At 68.4% G+C, this 23,077-nt stretch carries 22 protein-coding genes; 13 read left to right on the forward strand and 9 right to left on the reverse strand.

Annotated elements, in window-relative coordinates:
- The first annotated feature begins 5 nt into the window (after positions 1-5).
- Both QGN30_RS02735 and QGN30_RS02740 read left to right on the forward strand, forming a co-directional pair.
- Positions 6-1,142 (forward strand): DUF7064 domain-containing protein, encoded by a 1,137-nt coding sequence (locus tag QGN30_RS02735; protein ID WP_198347201.1) that lies wholly within the window; start codon positions 6-8, stop codon positions 1,140-1,142.
- Positions 1,139-2,218, forward strand: a complete 1,080-nt coding sequence (locus QGN30_RS02740) for a phosphotransferase family protein (protein WP_038538299.1) — start codon at positions 1,139-1,141, stop codon at positions 2,216-2,218. Before QGN30_RS02735 ends, QGN30_RS02740 begins: the two co-directional genes overlap by 4 nt.
- A 4-nt stretch (positions 2,219-2,222) precedes the next feature.
- Here QGN30_RS02740 and QGN30_RS02745 read toward each other — a convergent pair whose 3' ends face one another.
- Positions 2,223-2,666, reverse strand: a complete 444-nt coding sequence (locus QGN30_RS02745) for an ATP-binding protein (protein WP_038538296.1) — start codon at positions 2,664-2,666, stop codon at positions 2,223-2,225.
- A gap of 60 nt (positions 2,667-2,726) precedes the next feature.
- A complete protein-coding gene (locus QGN30_RS02750) occupies positions 2,727-3,104 on the reverse strand; it encodes an STAS domain-containing protein (protein ID WP_009953136.1) in 378 nt (125 codons plus the stop codon).
- A 349-nt stretch (positions 3,105-3,453) separates the two neighbouring features.
- Between QGN30_RS02750 and QGN30_RS02755 the strand changes: the two genes are divergently transcribed.
- Positions 3,454-4,347 (forward strand): fructose bisphosphate aldolase, encoded by an 894-nt coding sequence (locus tag QGN30_RS02755; RefSeq protein WP_009953137.1) that lies wholly within the window; start codon positions 3,454-3,456, stop codon positions 4,345-4,347.
- A 19-nt stretch (positions 4,348-4,366) separates the two neighbouring features.
- On the opposite strand, the gene QGN30_RS02760 is transcribed toward QGN30_RS02755, so the two are convergent.
- From QGN30_RS02760 to QGN30_RS02770, 3 genes are all read right to left on the reverse strand, one after another.
- Positions 4,367-5,446, reverse strand: coding sequence for a DUF190 domain-containing protein (locus QGN30_RS02760; protein WP_198347150.1), 1,080 nt, complete (start codon positions 5,444-5,446; stop codon positions 4,367-4,369).
- An 80-nt stretch (positions 5,447-5,526) separates the two neighbouring features.
- A complete protein-coding gene (locus tag QGN30_RS02765) occupies positions 5,527-6,699 on the reverse strand; it encodes a sulfotransferase family protein (RefSeq protein WP_009953140.1) in 1,173 nt (390 codons plus the stop codon).
- On the reverse strand, positions 6,699-7,793 hold the full coding sequence (locus QGN30_RS02770) for a DUF1214 domain-containing protein (protein WP_038538290.1): 1,095 nt from the start codon (positions 7,791-7,793) through the stop codon (positions 6,699-6,701). The genes QGN30_RS02765 and QGN30_RS02770 overlap by 1 nt, the downstream gene beginning before the upstream one ends.
- 62 nt (positions 7,794-7,855) lie before the next feature.
- On the opposite strand from QGN30_RS02770, the gene QGN30_RS02775 reads away from it, so the two are divergent.
- A complete protein-coding gene (locus QGN30_RS02775; protein ID WP_051475349.1) occupies positions 7,856-8,494 on the forward strand; it encodes a TetR family transcriptional regulator in 639 nt (212 codons plus the stop codon).
- On the opposite strand, the gene QGN30_RS02780 is transcribed toward QGN30_RS02775, so the two are convergent.
- A complete protein-coding gene (locus QGN30_RS02780; RefSeq protein WP_038538287.1) occupies positions 8,481-9,077 on the reverse strand; it encodes a TetR/AcrR family transcriptional regulator in 597 nt (198 codons plus the stop codon). The two genes, QGN30_RS02775 and QGN30_RS02780, sit on opposite strands and share 14 nt — an antisense overlap.
- 157 nt (positions 9,078-9,234) lie before the next feature.
- On the opposite strand from QGN30_RS02780, the gene QGN30_RS02785 reads away from it, so the two are divergent.
- From QGN30_RS02785 to QGN30_RS02795, 3 genes are read left to right on the forward strand one after another with little or no spacing between them, the layout of a single operon-like run.
- On the forward strand, positions 9,235-11,460 hold the full coding sequence (locus tag QGN30_RS02785) for an acyl-CoA dehydrogenase (protein WP_038538284.1): 2,226 nt from the start codon (positions 9,235-9,237) through the stop codon (positions 11,458-11,460).
- An 8-nt stretch (positions 11,461-11,468) separates the two neighbouring features.
- Entirely contained in the window at positions 11,469-12,677 is a 1,209-nt protein-coding gene (locus QGN30_RS02790) for a thiolase family protein (protein WP_038538281.1), read from the forward strand.
- Positions 12,678-12,683: 6 nt separating this feature from the next.
- A complete protein-coding gene (locus tag QGN30_RS02795; RefSeq protein ID WP_038538278.1) occupies positions 12,684-13,097 on the forward strand; it encodes a Zn-ribbon domain-containing OB-fold protein in 414 nt (137 codons plus the stop codon).
- Positions 13,098-13,100: 3 nt separating this feature from the next.
- Here the strand turns inward: QGN30_RS02795 and QGN30_RS02800 are convergent, their stop codons facing one another.
- Positions 13,101-14,078, reverse strand: coding sequence for a LacI family DNA-binding transcriptional regulator (locus tag QGN30_RS02800; RefSeq protein ID WP_038538275.1), 978 nt, complete (start codon positions 14,076-14,078; stop codon positions 13,101-13,103).
- A gap of 291 nt (positions 14,079-14,369) precedes the next feature.
- Here QGN30_RS02800 and QGN30_RS02805 point away from each other — a divergent pair, with 291 nt between their 5' ends.
- The 6 genes from QGN30_RS02805 to QGN30_RS02830 are packed head-to-tail and all read left to right on the forward strand — an operon-like array spanning position 14,370 to position 20,654.
- The gene (locus QGN30_RS02805) at positions 14,370-15,719 is read left to right on the forward strand and encodes an amidohydrolase family protein (RefSeq protein WP_009953152.1); all 1,350 of its coding nucleotides are present in this window, start codon (positions 14,370-14,372) and stop codon (positions 15,717-15,719) included.
- A gap of 2 nt (positions 15,720-15,721) precedes the next feature.
- On the forward strand, positions 15,722-18,058 hold the full coding sequence (locus QGN30_RS02810; protein ID WP_038538272.1) for a CaiB/BaiF CoA-transferase family protein: 2,337 nt from the start codon (positions 15,722-15,724) through the stop codon (positions 18,056-18,058).
- Between the two features lies 1 nt (position 18,059).
- Positions 18,060-18,392 (forward strand): hypothetical protein, encoded by a 333-nt coding sequence (locus QGN30_RS02815; RefSeq protein WP_009953154.1) that lies wholly within the window; start codon positions 18,060-18,062, stop codon positions 18,390-18,392.
- A gap of 26 nt (positions 18,393-18,418) precedes the next feature.
- Positions 18,419-19,579: a thiolase family protein gene (locus QGN30_RS02820; RefSeq protein ID WP_009953155.1), complete on the forward strand. Its 1,161-nt coding sequence runs from the start codon at positions 18,419-18,421 to the stop codon at positions 19,577-19,579.
- Entirely contained in the window at positions 19,576-20,010 is a 435-nt protein-coding gene (locus QGN30_RS02825; RefSeq protein WP_026071103.1) for a Zn-ribbon domain-containing OB-fold protein, read from the forward strand. The genes QGN30_RS02820 and QGN30_RS02825 overlap by 4 nt, the downstream gene beginning before the upstream one ends.
- Entirely contained in the window at positions 20,007-20,654 is a 648-nt protein-coding gene (locus QGN30_RS02830) for a PadR family transcriptional regulator (RefSeq protein ID WP_009953158.1), read from the forward strand. The genes QGN30_RS02825 and QGN30_RS02830 overlap by 4 nt, the downstream gene beginning before the upstream one ends.
- On the opposite strand, the gene fadD1 is transcribed toward QGN30_RS02830, so the two are convergent.
- Together fadD1 and QGN30_RS02840 are read right to left on the reverse strand one after the other, a co-directional pair.
- Positions 20,596-22,227, reverse strand: a complete 1,632-nt coding sequence (gene fadD1 / locus QGN30_RS02835) for a fatty-acid--CoA ligase FadD1 (protein WP_038538267.1) — start codon at positions 22,225-22,227, stop codon at positions 20,596-20,598. The two genes, QGN30_RS02830 and fadD1, sit on opposite strands and share 59 nt — an antisense overlap.
- An 85-nt stretch (positions 22,228-22,312) precedes the next feature.
- Positions 22,313-23,074: an SDR family NAD(P)-dependent oxidoreductase gene (locus QGN30_RS02840; RefSeq protein WP_009953161.1), complete on the reverse strand. Its 762-nt coding sequence runs from the start codon at positions 23,072-23,074 to the stop codon at positions 22,313-22,315.
- Positions 23,075-23,077: the final 3 nt, after the last annotated feature.

A 23,077-nucleotide genomic window follows, 5' to 3' on the forward strand; every position in this document is an offset into this window, starting at 1 on the left:
GAATGATGGCGTATTCCGCCGCCGACGAGTCGTTCACCCACCAGCTCCCCAGCACGTTCGACCAGGTGCACAACGCCGACCCGACGTGGTCGGATCGCTGCTACTTCTTCGCCGCGTCGCCGGACGGCACCTTGCTGCTGGCCAGCGGCTACGGCAACAACCCGAACACCGGCACCGGGCTGGGCTACGTCAAGGTCAGCCTCGCCGACGGCCGGCACTGGGACCTGCTGTCCGGGCGGCCCGTCACCGGCGATGACCGCGGCGACCTGAGCGCCGGACCGATGCGCTGGACCTGCGTCGAGCCGCTGAAGAAGTGGCGGCTGGACGTCGAGCCCAACAACTCCGGGATCGAGTGGGAGCTCTACTACGAACCCACCGCGCCGATGTGGGAGCTGTTGCCCATGAAGGTGCGCGGCAAAAACGGCGAGTTGCTCGCCGATATGTACCACATGAAAGAACCCGGGCGATGGAGCGGCTGGGTGACGATCGATGGGGAACGCGTCAGCGTCGACGGCTTCCACGGCGGCCGCGACCGCACCTTCGGCGTGCGGGTCTCGGACAAGATCGACTTCTGGTTGTGGCTCGACGCCGGGTTCGACGACCACGCGATCGAAGCGTGGATCATCGAATCCTCCGACGGCACAGTCAATTACGTCGACGGCGGCATCACCTACGCGGATGGGAGGCTGTCGAAACGATTCGTCAAGATCGAGCACGATGTCGAATTCGACGGCGACCGCAAGCGACCCGCCCGCGCGATACTCGTGTTCACCGATGAAGCCGGCCAGGCCCATCGCGTGATCGCCGAGGCACCCCACCAGCAGGTCAACGCCTACTACGGCCTGCCGATGGCACACTGCCAATACGAAGACTTGGGTGGGGGCGCCTACTTCATTCATTTCGCCTGGGACAGCAGCGATCCCGACCAGCTGTCCGAGACCGAGAGCAGATCGATGGCGCTCGACCAGCTGATGCGATTCGAGCGGGGCGGCGAGACCGGTTGGGGCATCTTCGAATTGCTGATGGGCGGGCAGGGCTATGCCCGCTACCCCAACTGGACCGCGATGGACATGTCCGCCTTCACCCAGGACAAGACCCCGGTCGATCGCTTGCAGGAGGACAGCGACGGGGCGCGGCGATGACCCTGGACGCCGATCGGGAACGGCGGTTGACCGACTGGGTGCGCACCCAGGTGCGCGACGCCGACGACGTCCGCCTCGAGGGCATCGACCGGGTGAGCTTCGGGCACTCGGCGGAGATGATGACGCTCAGCGTCGTCACCCGGCGCGCCGGCCGCCACGACCGCCGCGACGTGGTGTTGCGGCTGCGGCCCAGACCACCCGCTCTGCTGGAGCCCTACGACCTCGGGCGCCAGTTCGCCATCCTGCGCGCCCTGGCCGGCACGCCGGTCCGCGTCCCGGCGGCGCTGTGGCTCGAACCGACCGGCGAGGTCCTCGGCCGGCCGTTCTTCGTGATGGAACACGTCGCCGGCGACGTGTACGAAATGGAGCCACCCACCGGTGCGGCCGACCACACGGTGGTTCGGATGTGCCAGAGCCTCGTCGAACAACTTGCCGCCATCCATACGGTCGACCTCACCCGGACCGGGCTGGCCACCCTGGACGACGGCGCCGACCACCTGGAGCGCGAACTGGACCACTGGGCCGCGGAGATGAACCGGGTCAAGCGCGACCGCCTGCCCGCCCTGGAGCGCCTTCATGGGGCCCTGCTCGCCGGCAAGCCGGACCCGTGCCCCACGGTTTCGCTGGTGCACGGCGACGCGAAGCCGGGAAACTTCGCCTTCACCGCCGGCGAGGTGAGTGCCGTCTTCGATTGGGAGATGACGACCGTCGGTGACCCGCTTACCGACATCGGCTGGCTGGAGATGCTGTGGATGCAGCCGGTAGGGATCAACAGCCACCCCGCGGCCCTGTCCATCGATGCCCTGCTGGCGCATTACGAATCGGCCAGCGGGATCAGCGTTGCCAACCGGCCCTGGTACCGGGCGTTCAACGCCTACAAGATGGCCGTCATCTGCCTCATCGGCGCGATGCTCGTCGAGGACGGCCACAGCGACGATCAAAAACTCGTGCTCGCCGCCTACGGCACCTCGCTGCTGACCAAAGCCGGGCTCACCGACCTCGGAATCGACGAACCCCTCGACGACGGGCCGGTGCTGCCGCGCGAAGACCGCATCGCGCAGGTGCTGGCCGGATAGGCGTTCAGGCGGTGCAGGCCGACCGGGTCAGGCCGGTCCAGATCAAGGTGACGCGGGTGCCCCGCGGTGTGCACTCGATGGCCGCCTCGTCGGCGAGCGCCTCCATCAACGGGATGCCGCGGCCACGCATCTGCGCGTTGCGCTGTGCCGGCACCTGCTGCCGCCAACGGCCGCGGTCGTCGACGGTCACGGCGAGGGTGTCGGAGCCGGCGTCGTAGGCCGCCCGCACATCCACGGTCCCGCGCTGCGTCGCGCCGACGTACGCGAACTCCGCGGCATTGGCGATCGCTTCGTTCACCGCGAGGAGCAGGTCGCTGAAGCGATCGGCGCACGGTGAGAAATACCGGTTCAACCAGGCGCCGAACTCGGCGCGGGTCCGGGCGGCGCTGCGTGCGTCGGCCGCCACGCCCGTTCGGACGAAAAGAGTGCGGTCATCGAGGTTCGACACGTTATGTGGCCGATCGAACCGACCCATCGCCCCCAGGTGTGTTCGCACTCGCGTCGAGGCTCATTCCCCGGCGATACCGCTCAGCGCGCCGTCCAGGCTGCTGTACAGCGCGAGCACGCTGTCGATCCCCATCAGCTTGATCGGCCTGCTCGTGGCCGAGCCGTTGGCGACGACCGCGAACTTCGTCGGCGGTTCGACCTCGGCCTGCGCGGTCACCAGCACGGTCATCCCGGCCGAGGCCAAGAAACCGACCTTCGACAGGTCGACGATCAGCGCCGCGGGCTTGGTGGCCAACGCGGTCTGGATGGCGTCGGCCAGCTGCGGCGAGCTCAGCATGTCCACTTCACCCGAGACGGTCAGCACGACCGCCTGATCTACCTGGTGTTTGCCCACTTCAAAAGCGGTTGGGTCGACGACATCGCCGGATTGTTCGCCCATGGTCTATCACTCACATTCGGTCCCGTGCGGGACACCGCTAGCTCTGGTACAGCCACTGCCATATCCGGGGGCTGCTGATTCAACCCCTCGGGGAACACGCTTGCCTACGCGGGGATCCACCCCGGTCGATCTGCGCCGCTCAGTGCAGATACAGCTACAAGTGTTTGGTCAATGGTAGGACACGCACCAATCCCGCCTCAAAATGCTGCACGATTCCCGCCGCCCGGCGGTCCCGCGACGGCCTGTCTCTTGCGGTCGGGGCTGGCCGAATATGATCGGCACGATTCAGGCTTGAGCGTGCGTGGCCTCCCCGGCCGGGTGCGCCCATTACGAGGGAGTGAAGAGTTCAATGTCGAACCAGCAGCAAGCGGACCGGATGACGTCGGGCAAGGGATTCATCGCTGCGCTCGACCAGAGCGGCGGCTCGACGCCGAAGGCGCTGCGCCTGTACGGCATCGAGGACAGCGCGTACTCCTCCGACAAGGAGATGTTCGACCTCATCCACGAGATGCGTTCGCGGATCATCACCGCCCCGTCGTTCACCGGTGACCGGGTGCTGGCGGCGATCCTGTTCGAACAGACCATGGACCGGGAGATCGAGGGCAAGCCGTCGACCACCTACCTCTGGGAGACCAAGGGCGTGGTGCCGATCCTCAAGATCGACAAGGGGCTGGCGGACGCGTCGAACGACGTCCAGCTGATGAAGCCCATGCCGGGGCTTGACGAGCTGCTGGAGCGGGCCGTGGGCAAGGGCGTGTTCGGCACCAAGGAGCGGTCGGTGATCGGCGGGGCCAACGCCGAAGGCATCGCCGCCGTGGTCGCCCAGCAGTTCGAGGTCGCCCGTCAGGTGCTCGCGCACGGTCTGGTGCCGATCATCGAGCCCGAGGTCACCATCTCGATCTCGGACAAGGCCGAGGCCGAGCGCATCCTGCGCGACGAGATCACCAAGCAGCTCGACAGCGTGCCCGACGGGCAGCGCGTGATGCTCAAGCTGAGCCTGCCCACCGAGGCCAACTACTACCGTCCGCTGATCGAACACCCGAAGGTCATGCGGGTGGTGGCCCTCTCCGGCGGCTACTCGCGCGAGGAGGCCAACGAGCTGCTCGCCAAGAACACCGGCCTGATCGCCAGCTTCAGCCGCGCGCTTACCGAGGGGCTTTCGGTCGACCAGACCGACGAGCAGTTCAACACCACGCTGGACAAGGCGATCCAGTCGATCTACGACGCCTCGGTCGCCGGCTGACCTGTTGCGCCGCTAATAGCTAATAGCGGTGCCGGGCCATGCGCGGCGGCCCCTGCCCGCTGTCGCCTTCGTCGGACACCAACGCGGGCACCATTTCACTGGTGACCAGTCCCTCTTCGCTCGTCAATTCGTCGATGACAGCGAAGGATTCGGCGACGTTGGCCGGGGTGTCGATCACGATGGTCACCACGGGTACCCGGCGAGTCAGCGAGAGCAGCTTGTCGCCGTGGGGCGGGTGATCGCCGTGAAACCCCCACACGCCACGCAGGACGGTGGCGCCGTCCGCGGTCCCGGCCTGGCGCAGCCGCTGGACGATCGCGCGGTGAATCGGCGCGCCGCCGCGCTGCGCCGACTCGGAGGTATAGATCGTCAGCTTCTGCCACAGCGGCAAGCCGTGCTCGTCCGTTCCGGGCAGGGCGTGCGGTCGTTCCAAAAACTGTCCGTCGCGCTTGCAGACTCGGACCCGTTCGAGGGTGAACAACGGCGTGCGCAGCAGCCCGGCGAGTTCGGGCAACACGCGGCCGATGCGCTCGCCGGAGCCGACGACGACGATCATCATCGGAACGTCAGCGTTGCGGCCAAAGAAGTTGGCGCGCTGGCGTTCTCCGTGCGCGACACCGTCCACGCCCAACAGCACCGTGGCGCCGGCCAGGCCGCGCCGGTGCATCAAGTCGCAGAGCGCGATGTAGGCCGGCGTCCCGTTGACGCGTTGCTTGCGGCCGACGTAGATCGTCAATTTGACGGCGTCGTGCAGGTCCTCGGGCAGCTGCGGGGATCCGATGTCCTCGTGCAGGAGCCGCGCACGCTCCAGGGTGACCAGGCCGCGTTGTTTGATCGTCAGCACGGGGTCGAGCAGTGCCTCGATCTTCGTTCTGGTGTCGACCGCGACGATCACGACGGGCGGATCTTCGGACAGCGTCAACGACTGATCAGTACGAAAACGGCGCATCGTGCCGAAGCCGCTGATGCCGCGCAGCGCCACGCCGGCAGCGATGCGGTGCCGCTCATAAAGGCCGAGCAGCACATCGGAGACAAAGCCGTCGCCGGTCCGCCGGCGCTCCGCCAGATAGGTGGTGAGCTTCAGACAATCTTCATCCACCGCCGCTCCCATCGCTTGCGGCGAGCCTACCGCTCGGAGAGGCTATGCGCCGCAGGCGCGTTCGATGCCGTCCGGACGCCTCACCGCAGCGGTTCGGCCGGTACCCCGTAGCGGTCCTGATACGCGGTCACCCGCTCGCGGACCTCACCGGCGTCGAGCCCCGTGTCCGACCAGGTGTAACGGCCGCGCCCACCGTCGGAGGGATGGGAGGCGAGGAACTCGCGCATCTTCTGCTCGGTGTCGGGCCGCAGCTCGCGGTCCAGCCGCCGGTAGATGTCTTTGATCGTGGTCCACGGGTCGGTCATGAAATCGGCGAACCGCACGTCGATGACGCGCCCCGCGGGCACGGCGCCGCTGTCGCGCAACGCCATCTCCCGGTCCAGGCCGACGACGATCTCCTCGTAGGACTGGGCCGCACACTCGGTGATGCTGGATTCGTCGCTGCACATCCGGCGCAGGTGATGGGTGAGCGCGGCGATCGACGAGATGACGTTGACCGGATCGCGGTGTGTCTGCACGATCAGCGCGTCCGGGTATTCGGCCAGCAACGCGTCCAGCTGCCACAGGTGCGCGGGCGACTTCAACAACCACTGGCCGGCCACACCGGACTGCAAGTGCTGCAAGAAGATTCGATGGAAGCGATACGCCCCCGCGTGGTCGGCTTCATACAGCAGCCAGCGGTAATAGCCCGGCAGCCGATACTGCACCGAGAAGATCATGCTGACGAACTCGGCCGCGGTGATGCGCACGCATTCCTGCCCGACCAGGGCGCCCATCGGATGAAAAGCCAAGAAGCCGGGCATGATCTGTTCGGACATGTCGATGCTGGCCTGAATCTGGGCGATACGCGGATCGTCGTGATAGGTCTCGGGCTGCGGGACGGGGCAGGGCTCGTCGACCTCCCAGGTCAGTGGGGCGCGCAGCTCGGGATCCTGGGCGAGCAGGTCGTAGAGGATCGTGGTGCCGGTGCGTGGCTGGCCGACGATGAATATCGGCGCGGTGATCTTCTGCTCGGCGACCTCGGGATGTTGCTTGCGCCAAGCGATTACGCCGAGCCGGTTCTTCAGGGCGCGCATGAGGTCGAGGTGAGCGATCTCGACGCCGATATCCGATAGCCGCGCATCGTTGATCAACCCGTCGGTGACGCGGTGCAGCCCGGGACGCCAGCCCTCGGCGCCGAAGTCGTCGCTGCCGACTTCCTCGCAGGCGGCGGCGATCAGCCGTTCGGGGGCGAACCGGTCCTGCAGCGTCATCACCGCTGCCGTCCCTGGTGCACCGACACCGTCACGTCGGGTGGGCTCGGGTTGTCCAGCCAGCGCAGGACGATGAACCCGCGCTGCCGGCCGCCGGTGTCGAGCCAATGACCGAGCCCAAAATCCTCGTCGGAGACCGCGATTCGCACGCGGCCGTCGGCGTCGGGTCGCACACCGCGGTTGGTCACCGAACTGTGCCGGCGGCGCGGCTCCAGGCATTCGTGCCAGATGCTTTCCAGGGTGACGTTCCAGTACCGCGTGTCGGGTGGTGCGATGTCGAGTACGAGGGCCTGGCCGGGCTCGAGCCGGAAGGTTCCCATCATGTAGAGGTTGTCGGGCGTGGTGTCGGCCGCGCCCAGATCGGCGGCCTGGGCCGTCAGCAAGGTGTTCGGGGCTTCCAGGAGTTCGGGCTTGATGGTGCGGTGCAGGGTCGTGAGCTTCATCAGGGACCACGCCATCGCGGTGAACTGATCGGCGAGTTCGTCGTCGGTCAGCGCCGTCAGCGGGCCCGGGTCCAGCGCTTCGATGCGCAGCGCGGCGAGTTTCTCGGCGGTCCGGTCACCGATGTACTCCCGCACGACCACCGACGACGCGTCGGCCGGGATCTTCACCCACTGCGCGCCGGCCAGGTCGGGCGGTTCGTCGGCGGACAGGACGAGCGTGAAGTCGCCCGAGTCCAGCTTCAGGTCGGTGTCGCTGACGTAGCCCGCCATCCGCCGCGGGGTCAGCCCGGTGCCGGCCAGGATCTGAAAGCCGAGGTAGGCGCTGGTGCCGCGGGAGCCGGTGATCCGGTAGCGGCGATCCCCGCGGATCATGGCCAGGTAGTAGTTGCCGTCGGGGTTGGGGCCGCCCACCATCCGGTTGTCCGAACACATATCGAAGAACGACGGCCGGTCCGGGTCGGCCTCGACCGACATTTGCGCGCACAGCGAGGACACCCGCGCCACCACCCGCAACCCCTCGGCGAGTTCGCGTTCGGACTCGGCGTCCTCGGCCACGATCTTGCTGACGTCGGTGAGCATCTGCTGGAAGAACTCCAGCGCGGCGCGGGCCTTCGGGGCGGCCTGGACGGACGGAACACCAGTCTGAGACATCGTCTCATGCTAAGACTATGTCTTAGGCTTTTGGTGGCGATTTGGGAGAACAGGGTGGGGGCATGTCTGCAACGTCCGCGTCGGTGCCGGCTTCGGAGGCCGTGACGTCGCTGGCCGAACGGAAGCGAGCGGCCATGCGTCAGCGCATCGCCACCGCCGCCGCCCGGCTGGTCGCCAGTCGCGGTCTGGCGGGGGCGACCGTGGACCGCATCGCCGACGCCGCCGACATCGGCCGCGCGACCTTCTTCCGGTACTTCAACTCCAAGGAAGACGCCGTGGCCGAGGGCATGAATGGCCACTGGCTCGACCGGATCACCGCCGCCCTCGCGGCCCAGCCTCCGGAGCTTGGCGCGATGGAGGCGGTCATCGGCGCGTTCGGCGAACTCGCCCGCGACTTCGCCGAGATCGAGAACCAGGTCCGCGAATTAGCCACGCTGACAAGGTCATCCGAGACGCTGGATGCGTGGACGCTGCACGTCTATGTGCGCTACGAAGTGGCGATCGCCGAGCTCGTCGCGCCGCGGATGGCCGGGCTGGCCGAGCACGATCCGCGGCCGCGCCTGATCGGCGCGCTGGCGATGGCGGCGGTGCGCATCGCCCTCGACGACTGGCTGAGCCACGGCGGCTCGTTGCCCGACCGGGTGAGCCGGGGGCTGGCCGCAATCTCGGTCGACCGCGCGGCGGCGGTCAGCCCCGGGTGAGTGCGTCCACGATGAGCCGGGTGGTCCGTTCCGCCCGCCGTCGGGAGTAGGGCTGCGCGCCGGACAGGATCGGATACACCACGCCGCCGACGATGGCGTCCGCGGCCGATTCGGCGACCGCCTCGTCGATGCCGCCGGCGAGCAACCGGGCCCGCACGCTATCGTGCAGCGGCGCACTGAATCCCGCGCGCAACTTGACGGCGGTGTCCTCGTGCTCCATGCAGGCGACGGTCAGGGTGCGCAGCATGGCCGAACCCCGCGGTGTGGTCAGGCTGGCGAACAGCTTGCCGACCCACCTCACCAGATCGGCAGCCAGATCGCCGCTGTGGTTGACCGACGCGAGCAGCGTGTCGGCGTCTTCCAGCATGACGTCGGCGACCAGCGCGGGTCGGGTGGGCCACCAGCGGTAGATGGTCTGCTTGCCCACGCCGGCCCGGGCGGCGACCGCCTCGATGGACAGGCCGTCGAACCCGCGCTCGAGGAGCAGTTCGCGCGTCGCCGTGACGATCGCCGTGCGGGACTTCTCGCTGCGACGCCGGGGCGTGTTCGCCGGCGCGCCCACCTCGGTGAGATCGCTTGGCATCTGGTGGTCCTCACTGCGGCGCTGGCCCGCTTTACATATCCTGACTACCCCCGGTAGTCTGCCACAAGACGAGACGGTCCGTCTTGTCAGACTCGCATCCGGAGCCGAAAGGGTAGCAATCAGTGCGGCCATCGTCAGTCACTATGCGGCCGCCCGCATGACCCTGGGGCTGAGCCCGGAACAACAGGAGCTCTGCGACGCCGTCGGGCAGTTCGCTGCCCGCAATGCCCCCATCGCCACGACACGCGGCAGCTTCGACGAGCTCGCGGCAGGCCGCCCACCCGGATGGTGGGATGCGCTGGTCGGCAACGGGTTTCATGCCGTGCACCTGCCGGAGGACCTCGGCGGCCAGGGCGGACGGCTGATCGACGCCGCGTGCGTGCTGGAGGCGGCGGGCAAGTCGCTGTTGCCCGGCCCGCTGCTGCCGACGGTGGCCGCGGGTGCGGTCGCCTTGCTGGCCGATCCGACACCGAGCGCGCAATCACTGGTGCGTGACCTCGCGGCCGGCGTCACCGCTGCCGTCGTGCTTCCGGGCGACGGGGATCTGCACGCCCGGGCCGTGGACGGGCGGTGGTCTCTCAGCGGGGCGTCGGAGGTAACACCGGGCGTGTGCGCGGCGCGGATCATCCTGGTCGGCGCGCCGACCCGGGAAGGCGACGTCGTCTGGGTGCCGGTCGACACCCAAAAGCGCGCGGTGACAGTCGAACCCGTCCGCGGCACCGACCTCGTCGCCGATGCCGGGATCATGCGTCTGGACGACTACACGGCGACAGACGACGAGGCACTCACCGGGATCGACGCGGAACGCGCGCGCTGTGTGCTGTTGGGTCTCGTCGCCGCTACGACGGCCGGCATCGTCCAGTGGTGCCTGCAGGCCGTCACCGCCCACCTGCGCAGCCGCGAACAATTCGGCAAGGTGATCGGCACGTTCCAGGCGTTGCAACACAGCGCGGCAATGCTATTGGTCAACAGCGAATTGGCCACCGCGGCGGCCTGGGACGCGGTGCGCGCCGTCGACGAATCACTCGATCAGCACAGGATGGCCGCCGCCGGAGCGGCCGTGATCGCGATCTCGCCCGCCCCGGACCTGGTGCTCGACGCGTTGACGATGCTCGGCGCCATCGGTTTCACCTGGGAGCACGACGTGCACCTGTACTGGCGGCGGGCCATCAGCCTGGCGGGATCCATCGGCCCGGCGAACCGCTGGGCGCGGCGGCTGGGGGAGCTCACCTGCACCCAGACGCGCGACATGTCGGTGAACCTCGGCGACGCCGAGCCCGAATTCCGTTCCTGGGTGGCCGAGACGCTCGATGCGGCCCTGCAGTTGCGCAACGACAAACCCGCGCCGCACGGCGACTATGAGCACCTCGCCACCGGGCCGCAACGCACGCTGATCGCCGACGCCGGCCTCATGGCGCCGCACTGGCCGGCGCCGTGGGGCATCGATGCGGATCCGTTGAAACAGCTCATCATCGACGAGGAGTTCGCCAAGCGACCCGGCCTGGTTCGGCCCTCGCTGAACATCGCCGAATGGATCCTGCCCTCGGTCTTGGCCGCCGCGCCAAAAGACCTGCAGGAGCGGCTGATCCCGGCGACCCAACGCGGCGACACCCTGTGGTGTCAGCTGTTCAGCGAACCGGGAGCCGGCTCCGACCTCGCGTCGCTGACCACCCGCGCGACCAAGGTCGATGGCGGCTGGCGGATCAACGGCCACAAGATCTGGACGTCGTTGGCCCAATACGCCGACCTGGGTGCGCTCCTTGCGCGCACCGACCCCGAAGCCAGCAAGCACCGCGGCATCGGCTATTTCATCCTCGATATGCGTTCCCCCGGGGTGGAGATCCAGCCGATCAAGACGGCGACGGGGCAGGCGCATTTCAACGAGGTGTTCCTCAACGACGTGTTCATTCCCGACGAGATGCTGCTGGGTGGCCCCACCGATGGTTGGAGCCTGGCGATCGCGACGATGGCCGAAGAGCGTTCGGCCATCAGCGGATACGTCAAGTTCGACCGGGCCGTCGCGCTGCGCCGGCTCGCCGCTCGACCCGGACCGGACCGTGACGACGCGTTGCGTGAGCTCGGCGAGCTCGACGCCTACACCAACGCGATCAGGGCACTCGGGGTGCGCGAAACCATTCGGCTGCTCGACGGTCAGGCATCCGGCCCGGCGTCCAGCATCGCCAAGGTCGCGATGAATGTGCTGCTGCGGCGCACCTTCCAGGCCACGCTGCAGCTCACCGGGCAGGTCGCGATGGTCCACGACCCCGACACCGCGGTCGTGGAGCCTTATCTGCATCTGCCGGCCGAGCTGATCGGCGGGGGAACCAGGGAGATCCAGCTCAACATCATCGCGCAGATGATCCTCGGACTACCCCGAAAGTAGGACAGCTCATGGGTTTACGTGGCGAGGCCGCGATCGTCGGGTACGTCGAACTGCCACCCGAACGAATGACCAAGGCGTCGCCCGCCCCCTTCGTCATCGAGCAATGGGCCGAACTCGGCGCCGCCGCGCTCGCCGATGCGGGACTGCCCTTCGAGGTTGTCGACGGCATCGTGGCGTCACACCTGGCCGAGTCGGAGATCTTCGTCCCCTCCACCATCGCCGAATACCTCGGAGTGGGGGCGAGGTTCGCCGAACACGTGGACCTGGGTGGCGCCAGCGCCGCGGCCATGGTGTGGCGGGCCGCCGCCGCCGTCGAACTCGGCATCTGCGACGCCGTCTTGTGCGCGCTGCCCGCCCGGTACATCACCCCGATGTCGCCGAAGAAACCCAGATCGCTCGGCGACGCATTGTATTTCGGGTCGTCGAGCAACCAATACGGCTCTCCCCAGGCCGAATTCGAGATCCCCTACGGAAATCTCGGCCAGAACGGACCGTATGGCCAGGTCGCCCAACGCTACGCGGCGATCTACGGCTACGACGAGAGGGCGATGGCCAAGATCGTCGTCGACCAGCGCACCAACGCCAATCACACCGAGGGCGCGATCTGGAAGGACAAGCCACTGACCGTCGATGACGTCCTGGCCAGCCCGGTCATCGCCGACCCGCTGCACATGCTGGAGATCGTGATGCCGTGTGTGGGGGGCGCCGCCGTCGTGGTCGCGAACGCCGACGTCGCCAGGCGCTCCCGCAATCGGCCGGTGTGGGTCAAGGGATTTGGCGAGCACGTGCCGTTCAAGACGCCGACCTACGCCCAGGACCTGCTGCAGACCCCGATCGCCGCCGCCGCCGACACGGCCTTCGCCATGACGGACCTGACCCGGGAGCAGATGGACATGGTTTCGATCTACGACTGCTACACCATCACCGTGCTGCTCTCCCTCGAAGACGCCGGATTCTGCGAGAAGGGCAAGGGGATGGAGTTCGTCGCCGGCCACGACCTCACGTTCCGCGGCGACTTCCCTCTCAACACCGCCGGCGGCCAATTAGGCTTCGGCCAGGCGGGTCTGGCCGGCGGCATGCACCACGTCTGCGACGCCACCCGCCAAATCATGGGCCGCGCCGGGGCGGCGCAGGTCGCCGACTGCCACCGCGCCTTCGTGTCCGGCAACGGCGGGATCCTGTCCGAGCAGACCACGCTCATCCTCGAGGGAGACTGATCACCGATGACCACCTTAGAGCGGCCGATGCCCGCCAAAACCCCTACCAGCGCGCCGTTTTGGGACGCGCTCGCGCAGCACCGCATCGTCATCCAGTATTCGCCGTCGCTGCAGGCGTATGTGTTCTATCCGCGGGTGCGCGCGCCGCGCACCCTGGCCGACGACCTGGAATGGCGCGAGATCTCCGGGATGGGCACGCTGTACTCCTACACCGTGGCCCACCGGCCGGTCAGCCCGCACTTCGCCGATGCCGTGCCCCAGCTACTCGCCATCGTCGAATGGGACGAGGGCCCAAGGTTTTCCACCGAAATGGTCAATGTCGACCCGGCCCGCCTGCGGGTGGGGATGCGGGTGAAGCCGGTGTTCTGCGACTACCCGGAACACGACGTCACGCTCCTGCGTTACGAGCCAGCCGACTGACGCTCACGTCGACGCCCGCACCACCAGGTGGGCGATGTCCGTGAGCTCGGGGGAGGGCGGGGCGGGTTGCCCCAGCCGCTCGAAGACGGCGGCGAGGGCGGCGTCGGCGACGGCGCAGGGGTCGAACTGCACGGTGGTCAGCGGTGGGGTGCTGACCATGCCCATGGGACTCGCGTCGACACCCATCACCGCGAGGTCGCTCGGACAGCGCAGCCGCGCCCGATGGATGCCGTAGAGGACGAGGCAGGCGATCTCGTCGCTTTGGGCGCAGACGGCGGTGACCCCGTCGCCCACCCATCCGGTGACCACGTCGGCGGCGTTGTCCAGGGTGACCTGGTCGACTCGCACGGGTGGCAGGTCGCGCGCCTGCGCGGCCCGCGACACGCCTTCGAACCAGTAGTCGCCCAGCGGCCTCCAGCGGTCAACCCCGGTGTACGCGAAGGCGATTCGCCGATGGCCGCGCTCGACGAGGTGCTCGACTCGCATCTCGCCGACCGAAAGATGCGGGTTGTTGAGTGCGGGCAGTGTCCCGATCTCGATGTGCGGGATGCCGGCCTTGGCCACCGCCTCGCGGGCGGCCGCGCTCAGCGGGAACAGGCTGGTGATCGCGACCGGGTCCAGGTTCTCGATCGCATCGACGACATGATGATCGTCGTCGGTCTCGAAAACCTGGACCTGAAGCAGACCCTGGCGGGCCAGCGCCGTGGTCATGCGGCTGCCCGCCTGCATCGGCATCTCGCCCACGGCCACGTGCGGCACCACGTAGAGCACCACACCGCTTTTGCCGCGCGCGAGGTTGCGGGCGGCGAGGTTGGGCCGATAACCGAGGAGTTTGGCGGCGCGGTAGACGGCGTCGCGGGTTTCGGGGGAGATCCGCCGGCCCTGCGCGTTGTTCAGCACGTAGCTGACCGTGGCGGTTGACACGCTGGCCAACCGGGCCACGTCCGCGGTGGTCGGACGCGCCGCCTTATTGCTGCTCAACTTCCGTCACCTTCCGGGCCCGGTCATGCCCCATGGTGGCATGCGAGACCCACCGGCACCGCAGGATGTCGTGTGGTGGAGCCGCATCACGTGGACTATTAGTCCACATGTGCCGGGAACGTCGTGCCCGAGCCGCCAGGAACAGGACGCGAAGCCCGCCAGCGCCTTGTCTCGTTGCGATGCAGCGGAAGACACAAGGGCGGCGCGCTGTGTCCAACGCACCGCGCGTCGTTGACACTGTGATCGGCACCATTATCTACTAGTCACTATAAATTGACCGAGGAGCGCGGCATGAACAAGGACGATCTGATCCTGATCAGCGTGGATGATCACATCGCCGAGCCGGCCGACATGTTCGACGCCCACGTTCCCGCCAAGTACAAGGACCGCGCCCCGCGGGTGGTCCTCGAACCCGACGGCGTCCAGCAGTGGTACTACGGCGAGGTCCGCGGCCGAAACATGGGCCTGAACGCCGTGGCCGGCAAGCCCCGCGAGATGTACAACATCGACGCCTCGCGCTACGACGAGATGCGGCCGGGCTGCTTCAACGTCGATGAGCGGGTCCGCGACATGAACGCCGGCGGGCAGCTGGCGGGGTTGAACTTTCCGAACTTCACCGGATTCTCCGGCCAGGTCCTCAACCAGGGCCCCGACCGCGAGGTCAACCTGGTGATGATCAAGGCCTACAACGACTGGCACGTCGACGAATGGTGCGGGGCGTACCCGGGCCGGTTCATCCCGTGCGGCATCCTGCCGCTGTTCGATGTGGCCGAGGCCGCCAAGGAAGTCAAACGCCTGGCCGACAAGGGTTGTCACGCGGTGACGTTCTCGGAGAATCCGGAAGCGTTGCAGATGCCCAGCATTCACACCAAGTACTGGTATCCGCTGTTCGAGGCCGCCTGCGAGAACAAGACGGTGCTGTGCACGCACGTCGGCTCCGCCTCCCGCTCCCCGCAGGTGTCGACCGACGCGCCGCCCAGCGTGCAGATGACGGCGTCGTCGATGATGAGCATGTTCACCTTCACCGAACTGATCTGGGCGGAGTTCTGGGCGGACTTCCCGCAATTGAAGTTCTCGCTCACCGAGGGCGACGTCGGCTGGATACCGTACTTCCTCTGGCGCGCCGAGCATGTGTACAACCGTCACTCGGGGTGGACGCTGGCGACGTTCCCGCCCGGTTACAGTGGTCCCACCGATGTGTTCAAGCGGCATTTCTACACCTGCTTCATCAGTGACAAGGTCGGCGTCCACAACATGGAGTGGTTCAACGAGGACATGCTGTGCTGGGAGTCCGACTTCCCGCACTCCGACAGCAACTGGCCGTTCGCGCCGGAGGACATCATCGCCACCATGGGCCACCTCGACGACCGGGTCATCGACAAGATCACCCACGAAAACGCCATGGCCGCGTACTCATTCGACCCGTTCCAACACATCCCGAAGGAACAGGCGAGGGCCGGCCGGCTGCGCGCGCAGGCCACCGATGTCGACGTCGTCACCCACGTCGGCCGCCGAGCCAGCCAGCGCGACCGGGACGCGTGGACCCGGATGACGCAGTTCGCCCTGCAGGCCGGAGCGGCCGCGCCCGTGACGGCCGAGGCGGCGGGCATCGCCGGACGCGCCACCACCCTGGGTAACTGAACGTGGCGGGTGCGGCGCCGTTCGCGGGTTGGCGCGTGCTGGAGTTGTGCAACGGACTGGCGGTGTCCTACTGCGGGAAGATGTTCGCCGACGCCGGGGCCGAGGTGGTGAAAATCGAATCCCCGCAGGGCGATTCGCTGCGCGCCTGGTCGGCGGCGGGCGGGCCACCGGGGGCGCTGTTCGGATATCTGGCCGCGGGCAAGAAGTCGGTGATCAACCGCGGCCAGGCAGAGGTCGCGTCGCTGCTGGCCGGCGCCGACCTCGTGCTCACCGACCTGACCGACGGATGGACGCTCGACGGCATCACCGCGCTCAGCGCCGCGTCGGCGGTGGTGGTGGCCGTGACACCGTTCGGCACCACCGGCCCCTACGCCGAAAACCAGGTCGCGGCCAACGAATTCATCCTGCAGGCACTGTGCGGATCGATCGCCGGGCGGGGCTGGCCGGACGACGAACCGGTGCAAGCCGGCGGGCGGCTCGGGGAATGGCTGGCGGGCACGTTCGCCGCGGCGGCCGCCGCGGCCACGGCGCGGCACGCCGCCCGAAGCGGCCGCGGCCGGGTCATCGACGTCTCGACGTACGAGGCCATGGTGATCGCCATGGGCGGCCTATCGGCGATGTCGGCGAGCGTGCTGGGCCCCGATTCGCTGCTACACGAACGCAGTTTGGAGCTGCCGTCGATCGTTCCCACCGCCGACGGCATGGTCGGCTTCTGCACCATCACCGCGCAGCAGTTCCAGGACTTCCTGGTGATGATCGACCGCGCCGATCTCGTCGGCGACGCCGAGCTGGCGTCCTTCGCCGGACGGGTCGCGCGCCGCGACGAGTTCCTGGACATGGTCACCGCCTGGACCAGAAGCCGCACCACCCAGGAGATCGTCGACGTCGCCGTGGCCTTCCGGATCCCGGTCGCCCCCATAGCGTCTCCCGAGATGCTGCCCAAACTGGACCATTTCGTGGAACGCGGCGTGTTCGTCGAATCGCGGGACGGGGTGCTGGCGCCGCGGGTGCCGTATCGCAGCGAGGCGATGGCGACCAGGCCGCCCAGGCAGCCCCCGGCGCTCGGCGCCGACAACGCACGCCTGCACTGGCCGCCGCGACCCGAGCCGCCCCGCACCGACGAGGCCGACGCGCTTCCGCTGTCCGACGTGCGGATCACCGATTTCACCGCGTTCTGGGCCGGCCCGGTCGCCACGCAACTGCTCGGCGCCCTGGGCGCCGACGTGATCAAGGTCGAGGGCGTCCGGCGGCCCGACGGCATGCGGTTCTCCGCGGGCCGCCCGCCCGACTGGGATCAATGGTGGGAGTGGGGCCCGGTCTTCTTGTGCAGCAACAACAACAAGCGCGGGGTCAGCGTCGATCTGGGCACCGATGCCGGGCGATCCGTCGCGCTGGAACTCATCGCCGCCAGCGATCTGGTCATCGAGAACTTCTCGCCCCGGGTGATGGCGAACTTCGGCCTGGAATGGGACGCGGTCCGCGCCGCCAACCCACACGCCATCATGGTGCGGATGCCCGCCTTCGGCCTCGATGGCCCGTGGCGCGATCGCGTCGGGTTCGCGCAGACGATGGAGCAGGCGACCGGCATGGCGTGGATGACCGGCCACGCCGACGGTCCGCCCGTGATTCCGCGCGGAGTGTGCGACCCGATCGCCGGCTTGCACGCCGCCTTCGCCGCCGTGGCCGCACTGGCGATCCGCGACCGCGAGGGTGCCGGCATGCAGGTCGAATCGACCATGGTCGAGGCGGCGCTCAACGTGGCCGCCGAAATGCTGGTCGAGTACTCGCGCAACGGAATCGTCCTGCGGCGCAACGGGAACCGCGGCCCCGGCGCGTCCCCCCAGGGCGTGTACCGCTGTCGCGGCGACGACGAATGGGTCGCGCTCGCCGCGCTGGACGCCGCCGCCCGGGGGTCGCTGGCCGGGCTGCTCGACCAGCCGGATCTACACGACACCGCGTGGGACGAACGGGCCGACGACATCGATAAATTGATCTGCGCCTGGGCCGCGACGCGCTCGGTGACCGAAGCGGTCGACGCGCTGCGCGCCGCCGGCGTGGCCGCCGCGCGCGTCACCCCCGCCGCGGCGCTGCTGACCGATCCACACCTGCACGCACGCGGCTTCTGGGAGACGGTCGACCATCCCGTCGCCGGTTCTTTCCTGTGCACCGGAATGCCTTTCGCATTCCTCGACCGGCCGAGACGCTGGATCCGGCGGGTGCCACCGCTCTACGGGCAGCACACCCAAGAGGTACTCACCGACATTCTCGGGCACAGCGAAGCGGACCTGGCCGACCTGCGGCGCTCGGGCACCATCAGCGACCGGCCGGCGGGCCTGTGACATGGCGGTCAGCCTGTGCGTGCCGCCCCGTGCCGGGGAGCTGTGCGCGCCGGTGCGCTTCTTGGTGCGCCGGGATTCGGTGGTGATGGAGCTGACCGCCCGCCACCGCATCACCAGCGTGGAATGGGACGAGGACGAACACGCGGTGGCGATGGTCGTCGAGATCACCGACCCGCAGACGGCGCGACCGGTGGACGTGCGGATCGACGTCGTGGAAGTGGCCGGCACCGATCACAGCCCCGCGCCCGGCACCATCATCGGCACCATCACCCGCGACGGGAGACGATACGAGGTCAGGGGCACCTACCTGGGTGTCGTCGCGGACGAAAACTGAACGGCGGTAACGGGAATGGAACATCGGTGAGCGCGACGAGGCGCACCGCGGCGATCGTCGGGGTGCACAACACCCGGCAGGGACGTCGGTTGGACGGCGAAACGTCGCGCGGCCTGGCGATCAAGGCGATCCTGGGCGCGCTCGACGATGCCGGGCTGACCCTCGACGACGTCGACGGCATCAGCGCGAGCCCGCAGTCGACCTCGTTGATCTACGACCTGCGGATCGGCCCGGCCTGGCAGGGCCTGGCTTTCGGGGTCGGGATGATCACCGAGGCGGTCACCGCGATCGAGCACGGCATGGCGGACGTGGTGGTGCTGGTCGCGGCGCAGGCCGGCGAATACCGCGACCACGAGGCCACCGCGCCGTGGACCCGGCCCGAAAACGAATTCGTCGCGCCCTGGGGCATGTTCACCACCGCCGAATTCGCGCTCATCGCCCGGCGCCACATGCACGTCTACGGCACCACGCGCGAACAACTCTCGCTCGTCGCCGCGACCATCCGCAACAACGGTTCGCGCAACCCCGAAGCCGTCTACTACCAGCGGGGCCCGTTCGCGCCGGAGGACATCACCGCGTCGCGGCCCATCGCGGACCCGTTCCATCTCCTGGACTGCGCGACAACGTCCGAAGGCGGCTGCGCGCTCGTTGTGGCCAACGTCGCAGCCATCGACGTCAAGAGTCAACCCATCTACGTCCTGGGCAGCGGCGCGGACTTTCACGGCCCCTCCTACCAGCACCCACCGGCGTACGACCTGGCCGGGCGGCGCGGCGATCACGTGAACGGTGTGGTGGGAAGGCGCGCGGCCGAGTGCGCATTCAGCCACGCCGGGCTGCGCCGCGAAGACGTCGACGTGCTGGAACTCTACGACCCGTTCTCCTTCGAAATCATCCGCCAGCTCGAGGCATTCGGCTTCTGCGGCGACGGCGAGGGCGGGCCGTTCGTCGCCGATGGCCACATCGCCATCGACGGCAGCCATCCGATCACCACCGACGGGGGGACCATGTCGTTCAGCCACGCGGGCTCCAACCCGCAGATGATGCAGCGCGCCATCCGAGCGGTTCAGCAGTTGCGCGGCCAGGCCGGCGATCTCCAAGTCCCCGATGCGCATATCGCGTTGTGTAGCAACGGGGGAGCGGGGGCGTTGTTCACGACGGTGCTGATCTTGGGAGACGAGCCACGGTGACCTCTGATCCATTGCGACCCCAAACCGGCCCCGTCCCGCACGCGAGCAGCCAGGTCAGCGTGCCGTTCTGGGAGGGCTGCCGGTCGCGGCAGCTGCGTTATCAGCGTTGCGCGGGGTGTGGCGTGGCGAACTTTCCCCCGACCGAGCATTGCCGCCAATGCCTTTCGGAGGTCGTCGACTGGCGGGAGGGCAGCGGTCGCGGCGAGATCTACAGCTGGACGGTGGTTTATCGGCCGGTGACACCCGAGTTCGAACCGCCGTATGCGCCGGCGATCGTCACGCTCGACGAGGGCTATCAGATGCTGACCAACGTCGTCGGTGTGCCCCCGGAGGACATCGAGGTCGGCCTGCGCGTGCGGGTGCGATTCCACGACGTCGGTCCCGGCGTGACGCTTCCGTACTTCACCGCGGAAGGAACCGACAGTTCGTGAGTCCCCGTACCAGCAACGGACTTCCGGTCACCGCCTACCTGGTCCTGGGCGTGCTGGCGGCCAACGACGAGCAACTCACCGCCGGCGAGATCAAGATGCGCGCCGAACTGTCCGTCGGCCACTTCTACTGGTCCCCGTCGGTCAGCCACGTGCGGCGCGAACTGACCAGACTGCTGGCCCGGGGAATGGTCAGCGAGACCGGCGCCCAGTCCGGCAAGCGCGCCATCACCCTGTACGAGACCACCGAGGCCGGGCTCGACGCGCTGCGCCGCTGGGTGCAGCACTTCCCGGGGCAGGACCAAGTGGTCATCAAACACCCCGTCATCCTCAAAACCTGGCTGGCCCGCGGCGAGGACCCCGAACACGTCCTGGACACCCTGGACCGCCATCTCGACGCGACCCGGGCCCGGCTCGACGAGGCGCTGTGGTCGCGGCAGCGTTCCCGCGAGCTCGGCATCACCGACGACCCCGAACAGCGCTACTCCTTCGCCGTTTTGGACTACGCGATCCGCGGGCTGTACGCGGAGATCTCCAACATCTCCCAACTGCGCGACGAGATCGCCGCCGGCACCACCCGCGATCCGGTCAAACGGGTGCGACGGTCGAAGGGGCAGATCCGCCGGAGGGCGCCCCGGAGCCCGTGACCGCATAGGCTGTCCCGCGGGATTCGCGCTCCCACAACATTTCTCCCTGCCCGATCGCGGTTCCCTGGGCGATCAACTGGCGCTTGAGCACCTTGTGGGTGGCGGTGCTGGGCAGGTCGGCGGCGATGCGGACGTAGCGTGGGCGCGCCTTGGGGGACAGGTCGGGCTGGGCGTCGAGGAACGCCTCGAATTCGTCGGGCGCCAGCGTGTGGCCGTCGTTGAGCACGACGGCCGCCATCACTTGATCGCCGACATGGCCGTCCGCGACGGCGTAGACCGCGACCCGGTTGATCGCGCTGTGGCGCAACAGGATCCGCTCGATGGGCGCGGCGGCCAGGTTCTCGCCGTCGACCCGCATCCAGTCGGCGGTGCGGCCGGCCAGGTAGATCCAGCCGTCGGAGTCGCGGTAGGCCAGGTCTCCGGACCAGTACATGCCGTGGCGCATGCGCTCGGCGTTGGCGTCCGGGTCGTTGTAGTAGCCGGTGAAGAAACCGGAGCCGGCCGTGTTCACCAGCTCGCCCACCGCTTCGTCGGCGTTGACGAGTGCCCCGTCGGCGTCGAACCGGGCGACCGCGCATTCGGTGACGGTATCGCTGTGGTAGATGGCCACCCCGTCGGCGCCCCGTCCGATCGAGCCCTTGGGCGTGCCGGGTTCGCGGATCACGATGACGGCGTTCTCGGTCGACCCGAAGCCGTCCTCGACCTGCACACCGAACCGGCGCGCGAACTCCTCGATGTCCTTGTCGTTGGCCTCGTTGCCGAACGCCACCCGCAGCGGATTGTCGGCGTCGTCGTCGCGTTCGGCGGTGGCCAGGATGTAGGCCAGCGGCTTGCCGACGTAGTTCATGTAGGTGGCGCCGTGGCGGCGGATGTCGTCGAGGAAGTTGCTCGCCGAGAATTTCGCCGGCACGATCGCGGCGCCCGAGCACACCGCCGGCGCCCATCCCGCGACCACCGCGTTGGAATGAAACAGCGGCATCGACACGTAACAGGTGTCCCGGTCGGTGAGGGTGAATCGCTCGGCCAGGCTGAGCCCGGCGACCGTGGCCATGAAGTGAGATACCTGCACCGCCTTGGGATTTCCGCTCGTTCCCGACGTGAAGATCATCATGAAGGCGTCCATCGCGGTGACCTGCCGATGCGGCGTCAGCTCGCCGGCGGAGTCGATGAGCTCGGCCCACTGCGGCGTCGAGGTGTCGAGGACGCGCGTGTTCGCCAGGTCCAGGCCGTCCAGCAGCGGGCGGTGCTCGGCGTCGGTCACCACGAACTGGCAGTCCGCGCGGCGGATGTCGGCGGCCAGCGCCTCGCCACGGCGGGTGGTGTTCAGGCCGCACAGCACGTAGCCGCCGAGCCCGGCCGCCGCCATCTGGCTCAGCATCTCGGGGGTGTTTCCCAGCAGGGCGCCGACGTGCACCGGCCGGGACGGATCGGCGGCGGCCAGCAGGGCCGCGGCCCGCGCCGTCGAGCCCTCCAGATACTGGCGCCAACTCCATTGCGCATCACCGTATTTCACCGCGATCGATGAATCGGATAGGCGCTTGCGCAGCAGCGCTTGAATCGTGTCGTCAGCCATCGGTCCGATTCACCCTCACTCTGCCTGCCCTACGAGACGAGACGGTCCGTCTTATAGTAGCGGCCGGCGGCGGTCGGCGTGCCGCCTATCCACCCACCATCATCAGGCCGCCGTCCACCGCCAGCAGTTGCCCAGTGATGAAGCCCGAGCCGGGACCGGCCAGAAACACCAGCATCGGCCCGAGGTCGCGGGTGGGGTCCCCCAGCGTCCCGCCCAGCGGGATCATCATCTTCATCTGCTGATCGATCAGGGCGGCGGCGTCGGGGCCGAGGAAGTCGCGCAGCCGGTCGGCACCCGGCGTCTGCACGGCGGGAGCCAGGGCGTTGACGGTGACGTTGTCGGCGGCCCAGGCCTTGGCGGCCGACCGCGTCCACGCCTGCACCGCGCCCTTGGTCGCGGCGTAGACGGCCGAGATCGGGCTGCCCATAACGGCTTCCGACGAGCCGAAGTTGATGATCCGTCCGCCCTTGGGGTCCTGGTCCCTCATGACGGCGTAGGCGGCCTGGTTGGTGAGGATGGTTGCCTTGACGTTGGTGTCCAACAGGAACGAGATGTCGTCGGCGCCGATATAGCCGGGGATGCCGGCCTGCCAGAGCCCCGCGGCGTTCACCAGCACGTCGAGCCCGCCCAGGTGGTGCGCCGCGTCCGTGACCGTCGCCGAGACGCCGTCGGGATCACGCGCGTCGCACTGAAACCACTTGGCGGCGAGGCCCTCCGGTGGCGGCGTCCGGTGATAGGTCGCGGCCACCTCGGCGCCCGCCTCGATCAGGACCCCTACCGCGGCGGCGCCGATGCCGGTGGCGGCGCCGGTCACCAGGATCCGCCGGCCCTGCAGGACATGTTCCATGCC

Source organism: Mycobacterium sp. 3-98 (assembly GCF_035918355.1).
Taxonomy (GTDB): domain Bacteria; phylum Actinomycetota; class Actinomycetes; order Mycobacteriales; family Mycobacteriaceae; genus Mycobacterium; species Mycobacterium intracellulare.

Coding starts and splice junctions, on each gene's coding strand:
- QGN30_RS02750 (WP_009953136.1), bottom strand. CDS start 3,104: ATGGGCGAACAATCCGGCGATGTCGTCGACCCAACCGCTTTTGAAGTG.
- QGN30_RS02815 (WP_009953154.1), top strand. CDS start 18,060: ATGGCGGTCAGCCTGTGCGTGCCGCCCCGTGCCGGGGAGCTGTGCGCG.
- QGN30_RS02755 (WP_009953137.1), top strand. CDS start 3,454: ATGTCGAACCAGCAGCAAGCGGACCGGATGACGTCGGGCAAGGGATTC.
- QGN30_RS02770 (WP_038538290.1), bottom strand. CDS start 7,793: ATGTCTCAGACTGGTGTTCCGTCCGTCCAGGCCGCCCCGAAGGCCCGC.
- QGN30_RS02785 (WP_038538284.1), top strand. CDS start 9,235: ATGACCCTGGGGCTGAGCCCGGAACAACAGGAGCTCTGCGACGCCGTC.
- fadD1 (WP_038538267.1), bottom strand. CDS start 22,227: ATGGCTGACGACACGATTCAAGCGCTGCTGCGCAAGCGCCTATCCGAT.
- QGN30_RS02790 (WP_038538281.1), top strand. CDS start 11,469: ATGGGTTTACGTGGCGAGGCCGCGATCGTCGGGTACGTCGAACTGCCA.
- QGN30_RS02805 (WP_009953152.1), top strand. CDS start 14,370: ATGAACAAGGACGATCTGATCCTGATCAGCGTGGATGATCACATCGCC.
- QGN30_RS02795 (WP_038538278.1), top strand. CDS start 12,684: ATGACCACCTTAGAGCGGCCGATGCCCGCCAAAACCCCTACCAGCGCG.
- QGN30_RS02740 (WP_038538299.1), top strand. CDS start 1,139: ATGACCCTGGACGCCGATCGGGAACGGCGGTTGACCGACTGGGTGCGC.
- QGN30_RS02780 (WP_038538287.1), bottom strand. CDS start 9,077: ATGCCAAGCGATCTCACCGAGGTGGGCGCGCCGGCGAACACGCCCCGG.
- QGN30_RS02840 (WP_009953161.1), bottom strand. CDS start 23,074: ATGGAACATGTCCTGCAGGGCCGGCGGATCCTGGTGACCGGCGCCGCC.
- QGN30_RS02765 (WP_009953140.1), bottom strand. CDS start 6,699: ATGACGCTGCAGGACCGGTTCGCCCCCGAACGGCTGATCGCCGCCGCC.
- QGN30_RS02775 (WP_051475349.1), top strand. CDS start 7,856: ATGTCTGCAACGTCCGCGTCGGTGCCGGCTTCGGAGGCCGTGACGTCG.
- QGN30_RS02735 (WP_198347201.1), top strand. CDS start 6: ATGGCGTATTCCGCCGCCGACGAGTCGTTCACCCACCAGCTCCCCAGC.